This is a genomic window from Pseudoalteromonas sp. A22, assembly GCF_018141345.1.
In the GTDB taxonomy this organism is placed as follows: Bacteria; Pseudomonadota; Gammaproteobacteria; order Enterobacterales; family Alteromonadaceae; genus Pseudoalteromonas; species Pseudoalteromonas maricaloris.
The window spans coordinates 517,431-539,318 of the sequence record NZ_CP047238.1; the positions used below are offsets into that span (position 1 = coordinate 517,431).

At 48.7% G+C, this 21,888-nt stretch carries 2 protein-coding genes; both read left to right on the forward strand.

Annotation, left to right across the window (positions count from 1 at the left end; genetic code table 11):
- Nucleotides 1-4 precede the first annotated feature (4 nt).
- On the forward strand, nt 5-9,814 hold the full coding sequence (locus tag GSF04_RS07200) for a non-ribosomal peptide synthetase (RefSeq protein WP_249122447.1): 9,810 nt from the start codon (nt 5-7) through the stop codon (nt 9,812-9,814).
- A complete protein-coding gene (locus tag GSF04_RS07205) occupies nt 9,814-21,882 on the forward strand; it encodes a non-ribosomal peptide synthetase (RefSeq protein WP_211859894.1) in 12,069 nt (4,022 codons plus the stop codon). Before GSF04_RS07200 ends, GSF04_RS07205 begins: the two co-directional genes overlap by 1 nt.
- Nucleotides 21,883-21,888: the final 6 nt, after the last annotated feature.

The following is a 21,888-nucleotide window of genomic DNA, read 5'->3' on the forward strand; positions in this document are numbered from 1 at the left end:
TGCAATGAAACAGTGGTTAGATGTGCTTGACCGTCAACAGATTTATGTTTATTTACAGCAGGATAAATTAAAACTTAGAACACCGCTTGGGCAGGTGCCTGAGGGTATTCTGGATAAGATAAAGGCGAACAAAACTGCGCTTATCACCTACCTTCAGGGACAGCAAAAGCAATCTGCTGCGCTCTCGGCAGCACAGCAAAGAATGTGGTTTATTGATCAGTATGAAGGGGGCACTGCGGCGTACAACATGGCTGGGCTAGTTAAATTATCGCAGCCATTTTTAGTCACGGACATTGAACAAGTGTTGAACCGCTTGATAGCTAAGTACGATATTTTGAGAGCACGATTTATCACGGTGCAAGGGAAGGTGGTGCAGCAAATTGAACCTGCTGAAGCGATGAAAATTGCTGTGATGACCGTGGATGAAGAAGCACTACCCAACCAGCTACCAGAGTCGATTAAACAGGCTGTGCGGTATCAGTTTGATCTTGCCAACGAGTCGCTACTGCAAGTAACTGCTTTGGTAAACAACTCTCACACTGCTTGCCGCTGGTTACTCGTTAACATGCATCATATTATTGGTGATGGCTGGAGCGTGACTGTGTTTATCAACGCACTGTTGTATGAGCTAACGGAGGCGTGTGTTGAGCTTCCCGATTTACAGTATGTTGACTATGTGCACTGGGAGCAGCAATTAAGACAATCCCCAGACTATCAACAACAATTGGCTTATTGGGCTGAGCAGTTAGAGGCATTTACACCGTTTGAATTGCCCACCAGCTATCCAAGAAAAAAAGAAAAGCAGTACCAAGGTGACACGGTTCGTTGTTCGTTTAACGCGGAACAAATACAACGATTAGATAAAGCTTGCCGCAGCGATGGCGTAACACATTTTACCGCCTTGCTGGGCGTGTTTTACATCTTGCTTTATCGTTACAGTGAGCAAGCCGATATTACCTTAGGGGTACCGGTTGCAAATCGTCAGCAAAGCGAGTTTGAAGCTATGCTTGGCTGCTTTATTAATACCTTGCCACTGCGTATGCAGATAAACGGCCATCACTCCATGAGTGAGGCGATTAAGGCGCTGCAATACAAAGTATTGCAAGGGCTTAGTAATCAAAACGCTGCCGTGGAAGACATCATTGAAGCGCTAGATCTACCCAAATCCGCCGCGCATTCCGCCTTGTTCCAAGTGTTATTTAACTACAATGGTGTAGCCAGTAGTAAGGTGTCGGTAAATAACCAATTAGAAGCCGAGTTAATTGCCCTAGATAATGGCACTGCGAAATTTGACTTAACGCTATCTGTTGATGATACAGATGAATACCTTGTGTGTGACTTTGTTTACACAACAGGGCTTTATGACCATGCGCTTATTCAGCAATTTGCCGATGATTATTTGGCACTCGTCCAGTGCTACTGTGCTAAAGAGGCGCTGCCAATTGACGACTTGGTGCTCAAATCAACGAACGTACCGACAACGGCGGCGGATATCAATCACAGCATTAGCCAGCCGATGCCGGTGCCGCAAGCAATCAGAGAGATCGCGCAAACCCAAGGCGAGGCGATTGCCGTGGTGGTGCCTAGCACCAATGTTGAAGGATCACGCACCCTGACATATCAGCAGTTGTATGCCCAAAGCGTGCAAATTGCCAACAACTTACACGCAGCTACGTCAATTATTGCGCTGATAACAACGGGCGATATGAGTGACATTGTCACTATGCTTGGCGCAATGCAAAGTGGCCGTGCGTATTTACCTATTGATGGCAACATGCCTGCGGCCAGAGCGCTACAAATGCTAGCGCAAGCTGAGTGTAATACGGTGGTGGTAAGTGTCGAAACGCCACTTTTCCAAGCGCTACGAGAAGCTGACATCAGAGTGCTTACATATAGTGAGCTGAGCCAAAACAAAGGAGCGCCGCAGCAAACTTATTTACCAAGTTTTGATGATAGTGCGTATGTGTTGTTTACTTCTGGTTCTACTGGTGTGCCCAAAGGGGTTGAGATCAGCCATGGCGCGCTGAGCCACTATTGCAGCAGCATCGCGGCGAGATTGAGTTACAACCGAGATACGCGAGCGGGCGTGGTCACAGGACTTGCCACGGACTTATGCTTAACGGCTGTCTATCCGGTGCTTACTCATGGCGGCACTGTGGTACTCACCCTTGCAAACCAAGCGCCAGAACCTGCCGAAATCGCAGCCAAGTTAGTGGCTGAGCAAGTTAACTTGATAAAATTAACCCCTTCTTTTGCCGCGGTGCTTTTGCCTCAGTTTGCTGAGCAAAAGCCCGCTATTTCGCAGTGGGTGTTAGGTGGAGAAGCATTGGGTGAGCAGCTTGTTGATAGCATTCGTGCGCTGACACCAAGGGCGCGTATTTTCAACCATTATGGTCCGACGGAGGCTTGTGTTGGAGTGGTTTGTCATGAAGTCACAGACAGCAGGCTAACCGGCCACAGTTATCCGATCGGTGCGCCTTTGGCACATGTTGCCACCTGCGTACTCAACAAACAGGGAAAGCCAACACCCGCTGGCATGCCTGGAGAGCTCTATATTGGCGGGCCGAGCCTCGCCAAAGGGTATATAAATTCGCCTTCAGAGACCGCAGCTCAGTTTACAAGTAGCTTGCAACATAGTGCCCAATGCGCCCGTTTTTACCGCAGTGGTGATAGCGTTAGGCTGAATGCGAGCGGCGAGCTTGAGTTTCTTGGTCGAATTGACAAACAAGCGAAAATTCGCGGTTACCGCGTTGACCTTAATGAAATAGAAGCTGCACTGTTAGCGCTTGATGAGGTATCGCAGGCAGCAGTCGTGGTGCGTAAGCTCGGCAAGCAAGATGCTTTGGTTGCTTTTGTGGTAAGTGTTGATGGCAGCCTATGCGCGGCAACCAATCTGCGCGAGGTGATCCGCCAAGGCTTGAAGCGTCGCTTGCCTGAGCCGATGATCCCAAGCTGGATAGAGCTTTGCCAGCACTTACCCACCCTGAGTAATGGCAAGATAGATCGCCAACAATTACAGTCTTTGGCATTAACTTCTCAAAGCCAAAGTAGTGAGGTGACAAGTGCGTTACAGCGACAGTTAATCACACTCTATCAAACCTTAACGGGCGCACCAGAAGTGGGGCTGCACGATAGCTTTTTCAGCATCGGTGGTCACTCTTTATTGGCCATGCAATTACTCAATGAACTAAGAGCCCAGCTCTCGGTGGACGTGAGCTTAAAGCAACTGTTTGCCAATCCTAGCGTATTTGAACTAAGCGAGATGTTGGCTAACGCTCAGTCTCAAGCTTCATTACCAAGTCTACAACCTGCACTACCACAGCCCAATTATCCTTTGTCATTTGCACAGCGGCGCTTGTGGTTTGTAGACCAACTGCAAGGGCACAGCAACCAGTATAACCTACAGGGTATATTCCAATTGCAAGGTAAGCTGAATACTGAAGCCTTAGAGCAAGCCTTTATTGCTGTGATTAAGCAGTATCCAGTCTTGGCGTTTAATTACCATCAAAATGAGCAAGGAGAACCGCAGCAAAGCATTAACCTTGATGCTCGATTTACCCTGATTAAGCACGACTGGACAGATAAATCCGCTGCGCAACAAGCACATGCGTTAGAGCAGGCTATTGCAGAAGATTACGCAACCAGCTTCGATTTAAGCCGTGATTTAATGCTGCGCGCCAGTCTTTATCAACAACAGGCGATGCAGGCTACTCTTGTGATCACCTTACATCATATCGCTGCCGATGGTTGGTCTATTGCGTGTTTGAGTGACGCTTTAGGACAGGCTTACAAAGCCGCGCTCAGCGGCGAAACCTTACCGCTACAAGAGGTGCATTATGTTGATTACGTGATGTGGCAACAGCAGCTGGAACAGGGGGCGCTATGGCAACAGGAGCTCGACTATTGGCGTATGCAATTACAAGGTCTGCCCAAGGTTCATGAATTACCGCTGGATTACCACAGAGAAGCGAAAACCTCTGCGCGCGGCGCCTTAGTGATTGAGCCCATACCTGCAGCGCTGGTCAGTGCGCTTCGAGCGTATCAAACTCGCTCAGGGCAAACCTTATTTGTGTTACTGCAAACGCTGTTTTCATTGTGGTTAAGCCGCTTTTCTCAACAGCGCGATGTGGTTGTTGGTACGCCGGTATCAGGACGTCACCTTAAAGCATTTGAGAATATGATTGGTAATTTTATCAATACCTTAGTGCTTAGAAGCAAATGGAGTGAAGACACCAGTTTCACCCAAGCGCTACAGCAAACCCAAGGCTTACTCAATGACGCGCTGCAACATCAACATATTCCCTTCGATGTGTTAGTGGATGAGCTAGACGTTGAACGCTCAAGCACCCAGCACCCGCTGCATCAAATCGTGTTTCGGGTAAATAACCAGGTAAATGAAAACCTTACGCTAGAACAATTAGAAGTGACGCCGTGCCAAAGTAAAGTACGCGGTGCCAAACTAGATTTGGAAGTTGCAGTGATAGACGAGGGGGATGTACTCACCGTTGAATGGCTTTATGACAGCAATTTGTGGCAAGCAGCGAGTGTGGTTAGTTTCCATCAGCAGTTTTGTTATGTGTTATCGCAGTGTCTTGCAGAGCCAAATACCCCGTTGTCGGCATTGTCATTGTGGCCCGCTGAGCAGCAGTTAGCGCTATTAAAACAGCAGCAAAGTGTTGCGGTAGAAGTGACAGAGCAACAGCCATGGGTGACTCAGTTTAGTCAGGCGGCTCTTCAGACTCCACTACAGACTGCGGTGCGCATGGAAGAGTTCACTTGTAGTTATCTCACCTTAGAAAAATGCGCGAACCAACTTGCTAATAGCTTATTAGAAATGGCATTTGCCGAGCAAAGTCGCATTGCTATTTTACTGCCGTCTTCGAGTTACATGGTGGCCGCGGTGCTGGCAGTATTAAAAGCGCGCCATACCTATGTGCCCATTCATCATGACACGCCAACCGATACCTTAGCCTACATCATGAATGATGCAGACATCGTATTGACGCTGGCGCTAAGTGAAGATGCCGAGCGCTTGATTGAAGCCGGGAGTGACTTTTTGTTGCTTGATGATTTGTTTGAAGCTGAGGGGAATTTTGCGTTTTACGATACTAGTTTGTTGCTAGATGAAGACGCAGCAGCATATAACGAGGCCGAACTTGCCTATGTTATTTATACCTCAGGTTCAACGGGGCAGCCAAAAGGGGTGCCTATTAGTCATGGCAACCTCAATAATTATCTGCGCTTTGCGTGTCAGCGCTACCTGCCCCAATCCGGAGGCATAACCAAGGCAGTGCTCAGTACACCGCTGGCATTTGATGCGACGGTGACCGCCTTAGTGCCTATCTTAATGCGAGGCGGTGAGCTTGAGTTGCTCCCCACGGGCGCTGAATTGTTGCCTGCCTTACAAGTGCAGATTTTTGCAGCTAACGAAGCCAAGTTATTCAAGTTAACACCGGCGCACCTACGCGCGGTATTCGCATTAAGTGACGCACAAACTCGCAGTGATATTGCCCACCGATTTGTGGTTGGCGGTGAGGGGCTGAGCGCAGCTTTGGTTGAGAAGCTGATGGATAAGCTCCCTAACGCCCAGTGGATAAACGAATATGGCCCAACAGAGGCAACAGTCGGCTGTAGTATCTATGCTGTAAGCCGTGAGTCGCGCCACTTGTTAGCGGGCCATGAGGAAGTGCCGATTGGTCATGCTATCGGTAATATGACCCTTGCGGTGGTTGATGAGTTTGGCGAACTGGCTTTACCTAACATGCCCGGAGAGCTTTGGCTCGCGGGAGATGGGGTGTGTGAAGGCTATATTAATCTCGCGAGTGTGACGCAAACACGCTTTGTTGAGCAAGCAGTGCCTGCGTCTGGTACTTCAAGCTTGCGTTGGTATCGCAGTGGCGACAAGGCAAAGTGGCAGGCGAACGCGCGCGGAGAGGCTGACTACCTTTGTTATTTGGGGCGGTTAGACGAACAAGTAAAACTGCGAGGCTACCGTATTTCTCTTGTGGCAATCGCCCATCAAATCGACGCGTTGGTGCAAGTAAAAAGCTGCGCTGTAAGTGTTGATGAAGCACAAGAAAGCCTAGTGGCTCATGTGGTTTTAAATGGTGATGCTAAGCTCACACTTGTGCAGTTGCGCCAAGCTTTATCGCAGTCGCTGCCCAGTTACATGTTACCTGCCGCACTGGATATCGTTGCTGATCTTCCACTGACTGCAAACGGAAAAGTAGACAAGCAAGCATTACAGCTTGCCTATCAGGCACAGGCGAAAAGCCAAGAGGTCGCCGAGGTAATTGATGGATCTAAGCTCACAGACATACAGCGTTATTTACTTGAGTTATATCGTGAGCTACTGCCGAGCCCAGTACAGAGTATTAACGACAGTTTCTTTGACTTAGGCGGGCATTCACTGCTTGCCATAAAAGTGATCAGCCGAGTGCGCAGTGAGCAGCGGCGAGATATCACCTTGCCACAACTCTTTGATGCGCCAAGTATTGTAGCGTTTGCTGAAGTGATAACCGCAAGTTCGATGATTGCGCACAGCAATACCATTGAGCCGGTATCAAGAGCCCAAGCGTTACCTCTGTCTTTTGCTCAGCAGCGTTTGTGGTTAATCGATCAGTTACACGAGCAAAGTCTGCAATACCATATGCCAGCGAGCTATTGGTGTGAAGGTGCCTTAGATATTGACGCTTTAACACAAGCGTTAAGCGCAATTATTGCACGTCATGAAGTACTCCGTACGGTCATCGTTCCTGCAAATGGTGAGCACGGTGCAGTGCAACAGGTTCGTGATCAAGTAGCCTGTCCTGTGGAATTAGTAGATTTGTCTGGACTGAATAACGCAGAGCAACAGCAACGTTGGCAAACATTGCAGCAACAATCGCTCAGCAAGCCTTTTGATTTATGCCAAGACACTATGCTGCGCGTTATCTGTGTACAGTTTAGTCACAACCGATTTGGACTCTTGTTTAACATGCATCACATTGCCAGCGATGGTTGGTCGATGGCGCTGCTTGCCAAAGAATTTGTGGCGTTTTATCGGCACTTTAGTGAAGCGCCAGCGTATCCGTTGCCAGAGCAATACGCTAAACCGCTAGCGGTGCAGTATGCAGACTTTGCCTACTGGCAGCAGCAACAGCAAGATAGCTATCAGGCAGATCTTTCTTATTGGCAAACTCAGTTACAGCAGTGTCCTGTTGTTCATGAATTACCGCTGGACTTTGAGCGACCACAAGTTCAGTCCCTTGATGGTGAATGCATTCGTCATACTCTTACAACGTCGCAAGTTGAGGCGATAAAAGCGCATTGCCAAGCACAAGGGGTGACCTTGTATATGTGGTTGCAAAGTGCCTTTTCGCTGTTGATGCTTCGTCTTAGTCAAACGCAGGATATTGTCATTGGCTCGCCTATTGCCGGACGTGAGGTGAGAGAGTTAGAGGGGTTACTGGGCTGCTTTGTGAATACCTTGGCTATTCGCGCTCGCAAAGTGGGGTCGCCTTCATTTAACGACTGGCTAAATGAACAAAAACAGGTGATCTTGTCGGCTTTTGCTCATCAGAATCTACCCTTTGAGCAGCTTGTTGACGCCATTAATCCATCGCGCAGCTTAGCGCATTCGCCTTTGTTACAAATACTCTTTGCACTACAAAATAACGAACAAAGTGACTTCAAGTTACCTCATCTTAAAATCGAGCAACAGCTTGATCTTAAGCCTGCAATGAAGTTCGACTTAGAAGTCAATGCACAAGAATCCGGCAGTGAGATCTCAGTGCAGTGGAATTATGCCAAAGCCTTGTTTAAGCACACTAGCGTACAGGCGATGAGTGATGCTTTTGAAACCTTAATTGATGCTGCGCTCACAAGCCCTGAGCAAAGCGTGAATACCTTACCATTAGTTGAGACTAAAGCACTCAGCGAGTTAGCGGCTATCACGCAAGCGCAGCCCCAATCGCCTTGGTTTATCAGCGATAAAATACGGCATTTTGCTCAGCACCGCGCGCACCATAATGCAGTCCGAGATATGGTTGGCAAGCGGTTAAGTTTTGGCGAATTGGAGTCACAAAGTAATCAACTAGCGCGTTACTTGATTGAACAAGGCGTAACGGCAAGGTCGCAGGTCGCAATAAACTTAGCGCCAAGCTGTGAGCAAGTTGTGGCACTTTTGGCAACCTTAAAAGTTGGGGCCGTGTATGTGCCGCTTGACCCAAATGCACCGAGTCAGCGTCAGCACTATATATTGCGTGACAGTAAAGCGACTTGCCTTATCACCACCTCAGCACTACTTCCAAGCAGCGCAGAGCTCAGCTGCCGTTTGGTGCTAATGGACACCGCACAGCATTGGCAGAACAAGCCTGTAGAGGCGCTAGCGCCATTAAGTGACGTTGATGCGCCAGCTTATATAATTTATACCTCAGGCACCACAGGGCGACCCAAAGGCGTGGTGGTTAGCCATCGTAATCTACACCTTTATCTTGAGCACGTTAGTCACAGTTATCTCCAAGGCGATATACACGAGAGTGTTGTCAGCACGCCTTTAGCGTTTGATGCGACAGTAACGAGCTTATGGGGCGCGCTGGTTAATGGCCTTGGAGTTGTATTGTTGAATGATGGCGAGCAATTAATCACAGAGCTTAGTGCGTGTTTAGCGCGTGATGAGGCGCTGCTGTTTAAGCTGACACCAGCCCACTTGCGAGGCGTGCTGGCGCGATTACAACCGAGCAATGCTGCGCACCAAATTGTAGTAGGGGGAGAAGCCCTATCTAGCAGCGTGGTTGCTCAAGTTGGGGCACTGATGCCACAGGCTCATTTTTATAACGAATATGGCCCAACAGAAGCAACGGTCGGGTGCTGTGTGTATCGCTGTAACGGCCAAGATGCGGTTTCCCTTGCACAGCAATCGCAGCGCTTTGTGCCAATAGGTAGCGCCATTCAGGGCACTCATTTGGTGGTATTGGATCAGCATCAACAGCCGGTGCCGATGGGCATGCCCGGTGAGCTATACATTGCAGGCGATAATGTGGCTCAGGCGTATTTTGGGCTGCCTGAGCTCAGCGCCAGTAAATTTGTGTCATTGACATTGATGAATAACTCGCAGCGTTATTATCAGACGGGCGATCAAGTGCGCTGGCTGCTAGATGAACAGGGCTGCCCTAGTGCGCTTCAGTTTATTGGTCGTCGAGACAACCAAGTTAAACTGCGTGGCTATCGCATCGAGCTTGAAGAAATTGCGGCTCAGCTTGAGCAACTAGATGCAGTGCAACAAGCACATGTGTTACTTAACGAAAGTAAAGATAACTTACTGGGCTGTGTGGTGCTAACTACACCATCGCACAGTGATGCCATTTATGAGCTTGAACAGACGCTACACACTCAGATATTAGCCTCGTTAGCAGAGGTCCTACCAAGTTACATGTTGCCTTACAAGCTGTATGCACTTGCTGCTATGCCGCTCACCAATAACGGCAAAGTAGACACAGGAGCGCTTGCACAACTGGTGCAATCGCAACAGGCGCAAGCGCTTACAGCACCTTTAGCTCCTATGACTGAGCTACAAACGCTGCTGGCAGGAATTTTTGCTCAAGTGCTCAATACTCAAGTTCGAGATATTAACAGTAACTTCTTTGAGTTAGGGGGGCACTCTTTATCAGCAAGCCAAGCGGTTACCTTAATTGAGCAGGCGCTTGAGGTGCCCATCACCTTAAAAATATTGTTCGAGCGGCCAAGCGTAAGCGCACTTGCAACTTGGTGTGAGATCCATCGTGCAGTCAAAGCGGCAGACGAAAACGGTCAGTCTGAGGAGATGTTTTTGTGATGAATGAACAACAAAGACAGATAGAGGCTTTAATCGCAGAAGCATTAGCAGCTGGTGTGACCTTGTATGAAAAAAACGGTGGCTTGGCATTTAAGCAAACCGCTGGGTTTCCTCCACAGTTAAAACAGCAGGTGGTTGAATATAAATCAGAGATCATTGCCTATTTTCAGCAACAAAGCCGTGATGTGGCGAACTCATCGCCGAAAATAGTCGCGCAGCCAAGCTCGGGGAAAATCTTACCGCTGAGCTTTGCGCAGGAAGGACTGTGGTTTATTGAGCAACTGCAAGGTAGCAAGCAGTATTATATGCCCGCCGAGTTTTTGTTACGCGGCAAGCTTAATATTCAAGCAATGCGCAGCGCTGTACAAGATGTGCTGCAGCGCCACGAAATACTGCGCGCTAGGTTTGTAAAAAATGAACAAGATGGCCAACCCCAGCTGCAAATAACGGATGATATTGGTGCGCCGTTCGAGTGGCTTGATGCCAGTGTAGCACCTGAGGAAACAAGGCAAGCCTATATTACTTCACACCTTGAGGCTCACCAAAACAAGCCTTTTGATTTGGCTCATGATTGTTTGCTTCGCGTGCTGGTGGTAAGTAATGGCGATGAGCATCACCTTGCTTTTAATATGCACCATATTGTCTCTGATGGGGCGTCAATGGCGCTACTTGCACAAGAGATAGAAGCTGGCTATTGCAAACACATAGGCGCACCTTATACAGCACTTGCAGCGATGCAGGTACAATATAGTGATTTTAGCCTGTGGCAGCGAGCACAGCTAACGCCAGAGCGCATCGAGGCACCACTGGCGCAACTAAAACAGCAATTTAGCGAACTAGCGCCGTTGCAGTCATTGCCTTGTGATTTTGTCCGTCCTGCGGTGCAGTCGTTAACGGGGAAGGTATATCGCCAAGCGCTTGATGCGTCGTTATTTGCGGCGATCTCGACACAGGCGAAGTCGCTCCAGCTGACACCCTTTATGTGGCTGCTCAATACTTTTATGTTGTTTATCGCAAGGCTTACGCAATCGCAGCAGGTGGTTGTAGGCACGCCAGAGCTTGGCCGTCATCACCCCGAATTAACGCCACTAATCGGTTTGTTTGTTAATACCTTAGTGATGCATGCAAAGCTCGAAAGTGATATGCCATTTAGCCAATGGTTGCAGCAACAAAAAGCCCTCAACCTAGCGGCGTTTGAATACCGCGATATTCCTTTTGATAAAGTGGTTGAAGCGGTTGGCGCTCCACGAGATTTAAGCCACCATCCGCTAGTACAAATATTATTTACACTGGAAACCCGTAATGAGCGCGCTTTTACACTTCCGGGATTATCGGTTCAAGAAGTGCAAAAACAACAGGCGGATAGCATAGCAGTAAAATGCGACTTAGAACTCAATGCCGTAGTTGATGAGCAGGCACTTTATTTACATTGGAAGTTTGATAGCAACCTTTACACAGCAGAGACCATCAAACATTGGGCGGATTGTTTCCATACGCTGCTTCAAGCTTGTGTTACAGCCCCTCATACCGCCGTTGGTGAACTTGCGTTACTGAGTCAAAAACAGCAACAAGCATTAATAACGGGCGCTCAATGCCAAGCGGCAACTTGGCCTAAGCAAGACACCATCACCAGTTTATTTACGCGCTACGTCGAGCGCTTTGCCACACGCACTGCCGTGCAAGATAGCACGACTATGCTGAATTATCGTGAGCTTAACGATCGAGTCAATGCGCTGGCGGTAATGCTGTTACAGAAAGGCGTCACGCCACGGACCATGTTGGTGGTGAGTGTATCACGCAGCGTTGAGATGATAGTGACCTTGCTGGCAGTGCTTAGAGTGGGTGCTGCCTACGTGCCAGTAGATCCCGACTACCCGCAAGAACGCATTGAGTATATTTTGGGAGATGTGCAAAGCCCATGGCTACTTTGTGACAACGCTACCCAGGCACTGTTTAGTCAACTTTCATATCAGCTAATTAATGTGTCACAGGCAGAACATCAGGCTAGCCGCGAAGCCCTCAAGCAGCTTGATGCTATTCAGATTGAGCCGCAAGACTTGGCGTATATGATCTATACCTCTGGCACCACTGGGCGACCAAAAGGCGTACAAATTGAGCATCGTCATGTGGTGCGCTTACTTCATGTAGAGCCCAACTTATTCGATTTTAATGAGCAAGATGTTTGGACCTTGTTTCATTCCTTCTGCTTTGATTTCTCTGTGTGGGAGATGTATGGCGCGTTACTCTTTGGTGGTCATCTTGTGGTTGTGGATAAAGCGACTGCGCAAGACACTCAAGCTTTTGCTCAGTTGTTGGTTGATGCCCAGGTTACGGTCTTAAATCAAACGCCAAGTGCGTTTTACGCGCTACAAGCCACACTACTCAATGACAGTCAGCTGGCGAGCCAATGTGCAGTGCGGTACGTGATTTTCGGTGGTGAAGCGTTGCAGCCAAGTAAGCTACAACCTTGGGCACAGCACTTACCAAATTGTCAGTTAATCAATATGTATGGCATTACCGAAACCACGGTACATGTTACGTTTAAGGCGCTGGAGCCTGCGGATCTGACGCTTGGCATCAGTAATATAGGTCGTGCTATTCCGACCACCAGCTGCTATGTGCTTGATGACAAGCAAAGGCTCTTGCCGCAAGGTGCCGTGGGCGAGTTGTACGTAGGTGGCGAGGGAGTTTGTCGGGGGTATTGGCAACGTGACGAGCTAAACGCCACTCGCTTTATTCAAAACCCATTTAGTGAAGCGTCCGAGCAGCGATTATATCGCTCAGGCGATCTCGTGCGCTTAATGGCCAGCGGAGAGTTGAGCTATGTTGGCCGAATTGACGACCAAGTAAAGGTTCGGGGTTATCGCATTGAATTAGGTGAAATTGAAAACCAGTTGCGCCATCATCCCGAAGTGGCTGAGGTCACTGTGCTGTTAAATCGGCAAGACCCAGAAAATGTCTGGATCTGCGCCTTTGTGGTGTTACACAAACAGGTCGAGTTCGACGACATCACTTTAGTCATGCAGCAGTTTTTAAAACAAAATTTACCTGACCATATGTTGCCTGCCAAAGTGCAAGCGGTAGCAGCCATGCCACTGACCAGCAATGGCAAAGTAGATAAAAAAGCACTACTGCAGCAACTTGATACAAGCTTTAACGAAAACACTTATGAAGCACCAGTTGGCGAGCTTGAAACCCAACTTGAAAGCTATTTTTCCGAGATACTGCAGCGCGAGTCAGTTGGTCGCTATGACGACTTTTTTAGACTCGGCGGGCACTCGCTACTTGCTGCAAAACTGGCAAATCATATTCGCAAGACGCTGCACATTGAGTTACCGCTGCAAGCGATTTTTACGCACCCTACAGTACAAGGTTTAGCGGCTGCACTTGAAAAGCAAGACGCGCAGCTAAGTACTATTGCTGTGGTGGATAAAACCAATGGCGTAGTGTTGTCTTTTGCTCAGCAGCGTTTGTGGACATTAGATCAAATGCAGCAGGGCAGCCAGCAATATCAAATTCAAGCGTTATTGGCGTTTTCAGGAAAGCTTGATCTGAGCGCATTCGAGCAAAGTTGGCAAAAGGTGCTGTCACGGCATCAGGTGTTGCATTCGGCTATCACCAATACTAATGATGGGCCTAAACAGCACCTTGTGGCTTTGCCTGAGCATTTTGTTACGCTCATTGACGTCTCCACACCATCACCGCTGTGGCAAAATGTGGTTTGGCAGCGCGCGGTACGGGACGATCAAGCGCAGGGTTTTGATCTTAGTAAAGATCTAATGATCCGCGCAACTCTGGTTCGATTCTCATCAGGCTATCATCGTCTTATCGTCAATATGCACCATATTGCTAGTGATGCTCAGTCTATTGAAGTATTAATGCGAGAGCTCACACAGTTTTATGCCCATTACACCCAAGGCTGTGAACTTGCCCATGACTTGATTGCGCCACCTGAGGTGCAATACGCGGATTATGCCCATTGGCATCGAGCACATTGCCAAGGCGCGCAGCAAAGTGCAGACATGGCATTTTGGTCTGCGCACCTTGACGATGCGCCGCCACTACATCAATTACCGCTCGATACGCCGCGTGGGCAAGTTGTGAACAATAGCGCGCAAGCATTTACTGAGCAGCTAAGCGCAGAGACATGGCAACGGCTGCAACAGTATTGTCAGCGTTTGGGAATAACCCCGTTTATTTGGTTGCATAGCGCATATGCGGTGGTGCTCGCTAAGTTTAGCCAAGTGGATGATATTGTGATTGGTGCGCCATTTTCAGGGCGGCATCACCCACAAGTGGAGCAGTTGATTGGCTTTTTCGTCAATGCCTTACCTATTCGCGTGAAGCTCGATTGGCAGCAGAGTTTCAGCCAACTACTCGATATACAAAAAGAGCAAATTGAACAAGTACATCAACACCAATCACTTCCCTTTGAGCAGCTCATTGACCACCTTGGTGTTAGCAGAGAGCTAAGTCACCAAAGTGTTTTCCAGTTGAGTTTTGCATTTAATCCCGAGCCACAGCAAACGCCAGAGTTTGTGGGGCTCAGCACGGAAGTTTTAGCGTCGGAAAACGCGCGTGCCAAGTTTGATCTCGAGCTCAGTGCAACAGAAAGTGGGCAAGGGTTGAGACTGCACTGGCTATACAACAGTGGACTATTTGAAAGAGAAACTGTGGCTAGCATTGCAGAGTGTTTTAATGCCGTGATAGTGCAATTACTCGCGCAACCTGAGTGCCCGCTTGCGGATATAAAACTTTGCAAGGAGCAGCCGCTAGAGAATCATGCGATTTCAGGCAAATCAGCGCCGGAACATTTCGAGCAGTCAGTGCTTGAGCAAATTGAGCGACATATGGCAGAGCCTGCGCAGGCCGAGCGAGTTGCGGTAATTGACACAAACTCAAATCAAACCTTGAGTTATGGTGAGCTTAATGAAAGAGCCAAGGCATTGGCGGCGCTGTTATTAAGTGAGGGGTTACAACCTGAACAACCTGTGCTTGTTGCGATGACGGGTAGCGCAGATCTCATTGTGGCGATGTTGGCTGTGTTAAAAGCGGGTGGATGTTATGTACCTGTTGACCCTCATTACCCTCAAGCGCGAGTCAATTACATCGCTAAAGACAGCAGCGCTGCGCTGGTTTTAACAAAGTGTGAGTTTGCCGCTCGCTTTGAGGTAGCAGAGTTAGATGATAATCACCTTGAGGCTGAATATCGCTCCTCACATGTCATTTGTGTTGATGACGCCAACGTGCAAGCGCGCCTTGCGACAATACCACTACCTCAGCAGTTTCCAAAAGTTAAAGTGGAGCAGCTGGCCTATGTTATTTATACCTCAGGCACAACAGGTAATCCTAAAGGCGTGATGATAGCCCACCAAGGGTTAGCGAATTTATGTGGTTGGCACCGACGAGTTTTTGCGGTGGATAATCATAGCGTAGCGAGTCAAACCGCCAACCCCGCCTTTGACGCGGCAACGTGGGAGATTTGGCCTTATTTATGTGCCGGTGCGAGCCTCGTGTGTGTGACAAAAGCGGTGCTACAGTCACCAGCAGAATTAACAGCCTGCTTCAATACACACCAAGTCTCGCATAGTTTTATTGCAACGCCAATCGCTCAAACGCTGCTCACTGAGCCTTTGTTTAATCCACAAAGCTTGCGCTATTTATTGGTTGGCGGCGATAAACTTGGTGCGCTGCAAGCAAAAGAGTACGGATTTACCCTAGTCAATAACTATGGACCCACCGAAGCCTCGGTGGTCGCGACTTCAGGTGTGGTTGAGTTTGACGGAAAGGTGCCAGATATCGGCTTGCCCGTCGACAATAGTCAGCTATTTATTTTAGACCCACAACTGCGAGCTGTGCCTCCGGGGATGATCGGTGAGTTATACGTAACAGGGGCGGGGCTTGCCAGAGGATATTTACATCAACCACAGCTTAGTGCTGAGCGTTTTATTGAGCTACAAGTCTCTCCATCGCACACGGTGCGAGCCTATAAAACGGGGGATTTAGTGCGCCAGCTTAGCAACGGCCGTATCGCCTATATGGGTCGTAACGATGGACAAGTAAAACTGCGAGGTTATCGTATTGAGTTGGCGGAAATTGAACAGCAAATTGGGCTGCTATCGAGCGTACAAGAATGTGCGGTTCAGATAACCACAAGCGCGTCAGGGCAGCCACAGTTGCAGGCATTTGTGGTGGCAAACACTGAGCCTCAAGTGCTTCAAGCCCAGCTAAAGGAAAGACTACCAAGTTATATGGTGCCAGAGCATTTTGTCATGCTCGCAAGGCTACCTTTGACACCGCATGGCAAGGTTGACCATCGTGACTTGGCAGCACTTGGTAAAACTCAACAGACTATCACAGTAATCGAGCAAAGCGCGGTCACACCACAGGCTAACAGCATCGTGGCCCAGTTACTGGCGATTTATCGGCAGGTATTAAATACATCATCGATGACCGCTGAAGATGACTATTTTGCTTTGGGCGGCGACTCTATTTTGAGTATTCAAATCGCCAGTAAAGCCAAAGCACTCAAGCTACCAGTTAGTGCTACCGACGTGTTTACCTACCCCAGTGTTTCGGCACTTGCTGCAAGACTTGCCCAGCAAGATATTCATGTGCCGATGGGTAAAGCAAGGCAGCCATTGGTTGGTCAACTCGATAAATTACCAATTCAGCATTGGTTTTTTGCCCAACAATTTGCCAACCCCAGTCATTGGGATCAGAGCGTGCTGGTGAGTGTAGATAAGTCCGTCACACCAGCGCAGCTCATGCAAGTGATAGGGTACTTGATAGCTCAGCACGATGCGCTACGTTTGGTGGTGGCGGATGAAAATACCCTATTTGTACGTGATGGCATTGATATTCAAAAGGTATTTACGGCGCATACGCTTGAGCGTGAAGCATGGCAAGCTGAGCTGAGCGAGTTCAGTGAGCAAGTGCAGCAAGGCTTTGCGTTTACTGGCACGCCACTGTTTAAAGCGGTGTTATTTGTTACACCTGATAGTGAGGCCAATAATCGCTTGCTGTTTAGCGCACATCACTTGCTAGTGGATGGCGTCTCTTGGCGTGTGTTACTTGAAGATGTGAGCCAGCTACTACAGCAGCAAATAAACAATGTGCCGTTGGAGCTTCCTACCGCAAGCGCGAACTTGGCTGAACTTGCCGATTTTTATCGTGAACTTGCAACCAATAAGCGCGATTTGCACAAATGGCAGAATGTGGCTGCACTGGCTGAAACTTCGCACTTATTGAGTCTTAAAGATACAAGCGCGACCCCAACCATAGCCAAAGTTCGCCACACATTGTCAGCAGCGCACACCCGTGCGCTACTGGGATCCGCCAACACCAGTTATGGTACGACGGCGCAAACATTACTGCTTAGTGCGCTTGCCTGGTGTGTGCAAAAGCGTGGTGCAGGCAGTGAAGTGATCATGCTAGAAGGGCATGGGCGCGAGTTACTGACGGAGGCACTGGATAGCAGCCGAACCATTGGCTGGTTAACGGCGCTCTATCCAATACAGTTATTTAGTAATGGCAGCTGCTTGCATGATGTGATTTGCAGTATCAAGGTTGAGCTTGAAAGGAGCGCTAAAGTCGCCAGTATTTATGGTGCAGCGCGGTATTTACACCCAGAGCCAAACGTTCGCTCGTCACTTGAGATTGATACCCGAGGCTTACTGTTTTTCAACTATTTAGGCCAGCTAGATACAGTCATTGAGCAACAAGGTTTGCTGGGAGATGCTCGGGAGTTGACGGGCACTTTGGTTGCAGAGTCAAATCTCAGTTACTTTGGAGCACAACTAACAGCGGCGGTCGTGGATGGTAAACTGGCGTTAACGTTAGAGTTTGACAGCCAGCGCTTAACATCTAAAGAAGCAGAGCGATTAAGTAAAGAGATACTCGAAAGTCTAATTCAGGTCATCGAGCATTGCCAATCCCAGCCTCAACGTCATTACACAGTCAGTGACTTTGCACTTCTCAGCGGCGTTTCTGAACGGCAGTTACAGCGCATACTTGGGCAGGTTGAAGGGGAAGTTGAGGATATTTACCCTCTAACTGGTTTGCAACAAGGCATGTGGTTCCACAGTCAAACGGCACGTGAGGCGCACGCTCAAAGCACGCTACCTTATGTCGAGCAAACCAGCTTATTGCTACAAGGTTGTGTGGATATTGAGGCGTTGAGTTACGCTTGGCAGCAACTGATTAGACAGCACAGCATATTACGCTCGGCCTTTATAGATGTTGCTGGCGAGCCGCTGCAAGTGGTCTGTAAACATGCCGATGTGCCACTCAAACTGCTGCACAGCAGTGTCATTGCAGAAGAGCAATCGCAAATAGTGAAATCACAGGCTGCGGTGGAACTTGCCGAGCCGCTTAGGCTTTCACAAGCGCCTTGTATGCGATTGAAGTTAATTGCTTTTGAAGATGGCAATGTTGGGGTGGTTTGGACTTATCATCATCTCATCATGGATGGTTGGTCGCTGCCGGTATTATTTGCTGAATTATTGGCATTTTATCAAGCCCGTTGCCAAGGTGAGTTACGGCCCATTGTGGTAGATAATTTCCGCGATCATATCGAATATTTGCTTACGCATGTTGACCGCGACGAAGCGTTTTGGCGGGAGTATTTGGGTGGAGTTACCGCGCCCACATTACTCAGCGAAAAGGTACTTCACACTGAAAATTACACTGAAAATAAAGCGGCTGGTGTTAAAGAACTTAGTGTGACTTTACCGCAATCGCTGCAAGATGCCGTGACTCGCTTTACAGGCGAACAAGGACTTACCGTCAATCAGTTTATCCAAGGGCTCTGGGCGTATTGGGTGGCAAATTGCTGCAACGAACCGTATGCCTTATTTGGTCAAACCATCGCGGGCAGACCTCCTGCGCTTAGTAGAATGGCGCAGCGCGTTGGCTTGTATATCAATACGCAAGCGGTCCATGTCGCGATAGATCAAAATGCGCGTGTGAAAGATTACCTGCAAGCGGTGAAATCGCAGCTTACGGCATTGGCGCAGCACCCGCATACACCACTGACACAAGTTTATCAGTGGTCGGGTATTGAAAACGACAGTCCATTGTTTGATTGCTTGTATGTTTTTGAAAATTATCCGCAAGATCCGTTACAAAATAGCGCTGCGCTGCCATTTATCGCAACAACCTTAAGTGAAGTTGACGAAACGCACTATCCATTGACCTTTGTGGTCGGCGTAGGGGCCGGTTTATCGCTCACGCTGAGCTATCAGCAGCAATGCTTTGATGAAGTGTTTATCGAGCAAAGCCTTGCGGCGATGCAGCAGCTGATGTTAGCTGCGACACAACAGCCAGAGCAAACACTCGGAAAATTGTCTTGGCAGCCTCAACACGCGCCGTACAGCAAGGCATTGCCTCTGCCTACTTTTGCACTGACGCAAGCAGCGAAATATCAAACGCGAAATTTACCTATTCAGCAATTGTTTGCTCAAGTTGCTGCTGAATTTCCTGAGCATATTGCTATTCGTGAATATAGTACCGCCTCTGGGGAGGCACGCTGTTATCGCTATTCACAGCTGGATAAAGACGCCAATCAGCTCGCCTATTACCTTGCTTCACGACTAGAGCCGAGTACATCCCCCGTTATTATTGGTCTGTGTCTAGAGGCGAATTACCAGCTTATTGTGGCTATGCTTGCGGTGCTCAAATTGGGCGCAGCTTATCTACCAATTGCACCAACACTACCCGAGTCTCGACGTCGTTTGCTGTTGCAAAATGCCAATGCAGCCATGCTGGTTACCAAAACAGAATATTGGCAGGGTAGCTCGGAGCAGGTGGTGCCTCAAGTCGATTTAGATAGTATTCAGGGCGCTTTGGCGGAGCAGCCTAGTCGTTGCTTTACTGCGCCATGTAAGATTGACGGCCTCTGTTATGTAATTTACACCTCGGGCACCACGGGCATGCCAAAAGGGGTGATGGTGGAACATGCCAGTGTCGTTAATTATGTGCAGGCATTAACCTCGCAATATGCGATTACGCCCAGCGACAATTACCTGCAATTTGCTAGCATGAGCTTTGATGTGTTTGCGGAAGAAGTCTTTTGTACTTTACTTCGTGGCGCAACCTTGGTGATGGCACCGACAGACGACATGTTGGACCCCAACAAGTTGGCGCAATTAAGCCAAGATGCCGAGTTAACATTGATGAGTTTGCCAACAGCGTATTGGCATCAACTTGCAGCGACTTCAGTCACCTTGCCAGATTCGCTGCGGATCATCACCATAGGTGGCGAGCAGATGCAGATTGCCGCGCTCACCGATTGGCAGCAGCGCTATGGCGACCGTATTCGAATTATTAACGCCTATGGCCCGACCGAAGCAACCATTTCTGCAACCCTTAATGATGTCACACACTTCAGCGGCGCACGCGTGCCAATCGGTCAGCCCGTCGAGGGTTTGTCTTTATATTTACTGGATGAGCAGCTTCGAGCGGTGGCCACCGGTGTGGAAGGGGATTTATACATTGCAGGTACTGGCCTTGCCAGAGGCTACCTCAATGACGAAGAAAAGACGCAGCAGGCCTTTATCATTGAGCCAAATAGTGGCCAGCGACTATACAAAACTGGCGATCGCGCTTGCTGTTTAGCCTCAAATGAATTGCTGTATCTAGGTCGTGGTGATGACCAAGTTAAAGTGCGCGGTTACCGCATCGAATTGGGTGAGATTGAGCGGCAACTTCAGCAGCTAGACGAAATTGCTGCTTGCGCTGTGGTGGTGCGTGAAGATAGCAGTAACAACGCGCAATTGGTGGCATTTGTGCAGCCAGCGCAGCATACGGAAGTGAGTGATGCTGCTCTGCGAGCGCAATTACGCGCAGTACTACCCACTTACATGGTCCCTGAGTTGTTTCAATCAGTTAGTCTACTTCCGCTGACAACGAACGGCAAAGTAGACCGCAAACAGCTCTTAGCGCTGGCCGGCTTATACACTCCGCCTCAATCCCAGCGGCAAGAGGCTAAGCAGGAAAGGCTCACACCACTACAAACTCAATTAGCGCAGCAGTTTGCCTGTCGTTTGCAAGTGGATGGAGTGTGCCTTGACGATAACTTCTTTAATTTAGGTGGTCATTCGCTATTAGCGATGCGTTTAGTGGGTGATATTAATCAGCACCTACAGCTCAATTTGCCGCTGTCGGCACTTTTTGAGCATCCGACTGTGCATGGGCTCAGTCAGTATGTTCAAGCATTGAGAGATGGTCTTGGCGAATGCGATGGTAAACCTCAATCGCGTAAAACCTTAGTGTGTTTGCAAGAGGGCGAGCTTGGTTTTACACCTGTGGTATTGATTGCGGGGGCGGGAGGTTGGCTAATGGCGTTTCATGCTTTGGTGAATGGGCTTGATAGCCGTATACCCGTTTATGGCTTGCAGCCAGAGGCGCTAGCCGAGGAACCCGAGACGCTAATTTCTATTGGCCGCACCGCAGAATATTACTTGAGTGTATTAGTAGACGCTGAACTTGGTGAACAAGTGCATTTGGTCGGACATTCTTTTGGCAGCTTTATTGCCTATCAACTTGCCACTTTACTTGAGCAACAAGGTCGAATTGGCTGCTCGGTAACTGTGATTGATACGCCTGTACCAAGCAGCCCAGCGCTTAACTTGGATGAAGCACAAATCGCACAAATGATGCTGGATAATCTGATAGCGTTTTTTCGCCTTAGTGTCTCTGATGCTGAAATCAGTGCCTATAAGCAAGGTGATCCTTCAGCACGCATTGCCTATCTCAATCGTTGGATACACCAAGCTGGATTTAATTTTAGTGATGCGCATCTACGCCACTTTCAGCAAGCTTTTAGTGCCCAACTGCGAGCAAATATTGAGATGCCGGCTATGCTTAGCGACACCCCAATTTGCGTTGTAAAAACACAGCAAACACAAGAATTTGAAGGCCGTCCTGTGAATAAAGACATGGGGTGGAAACCATTTAGTCACTCTCTCTCTTGTTATGAAGTCAAAGGAGATCATTTGTCCTGCCTGCAAGCCGAGCAAGTAGGGCAGTTGGTTAACATAATTGAGCGCAACTATGTGTTGCACTAGCAAAAG

Bases quoted from the DNA above. Each gene is read 5' to 3' on its own strand.
- GSF04_RS07200 (WP_249122447.1), top strand. From the start codon at position 5: ATGAAACAGTGGTTAGATGTGCTTGACCGTCAACAGATTTATGTTTAT.
- GSF04_RS07205 (WP_211859894.1), top strand. From the start codon at position 9,814: ATGAATGAACAACAAAGACAGATAGAGGCTTTAATCGCAGAAGCATTA.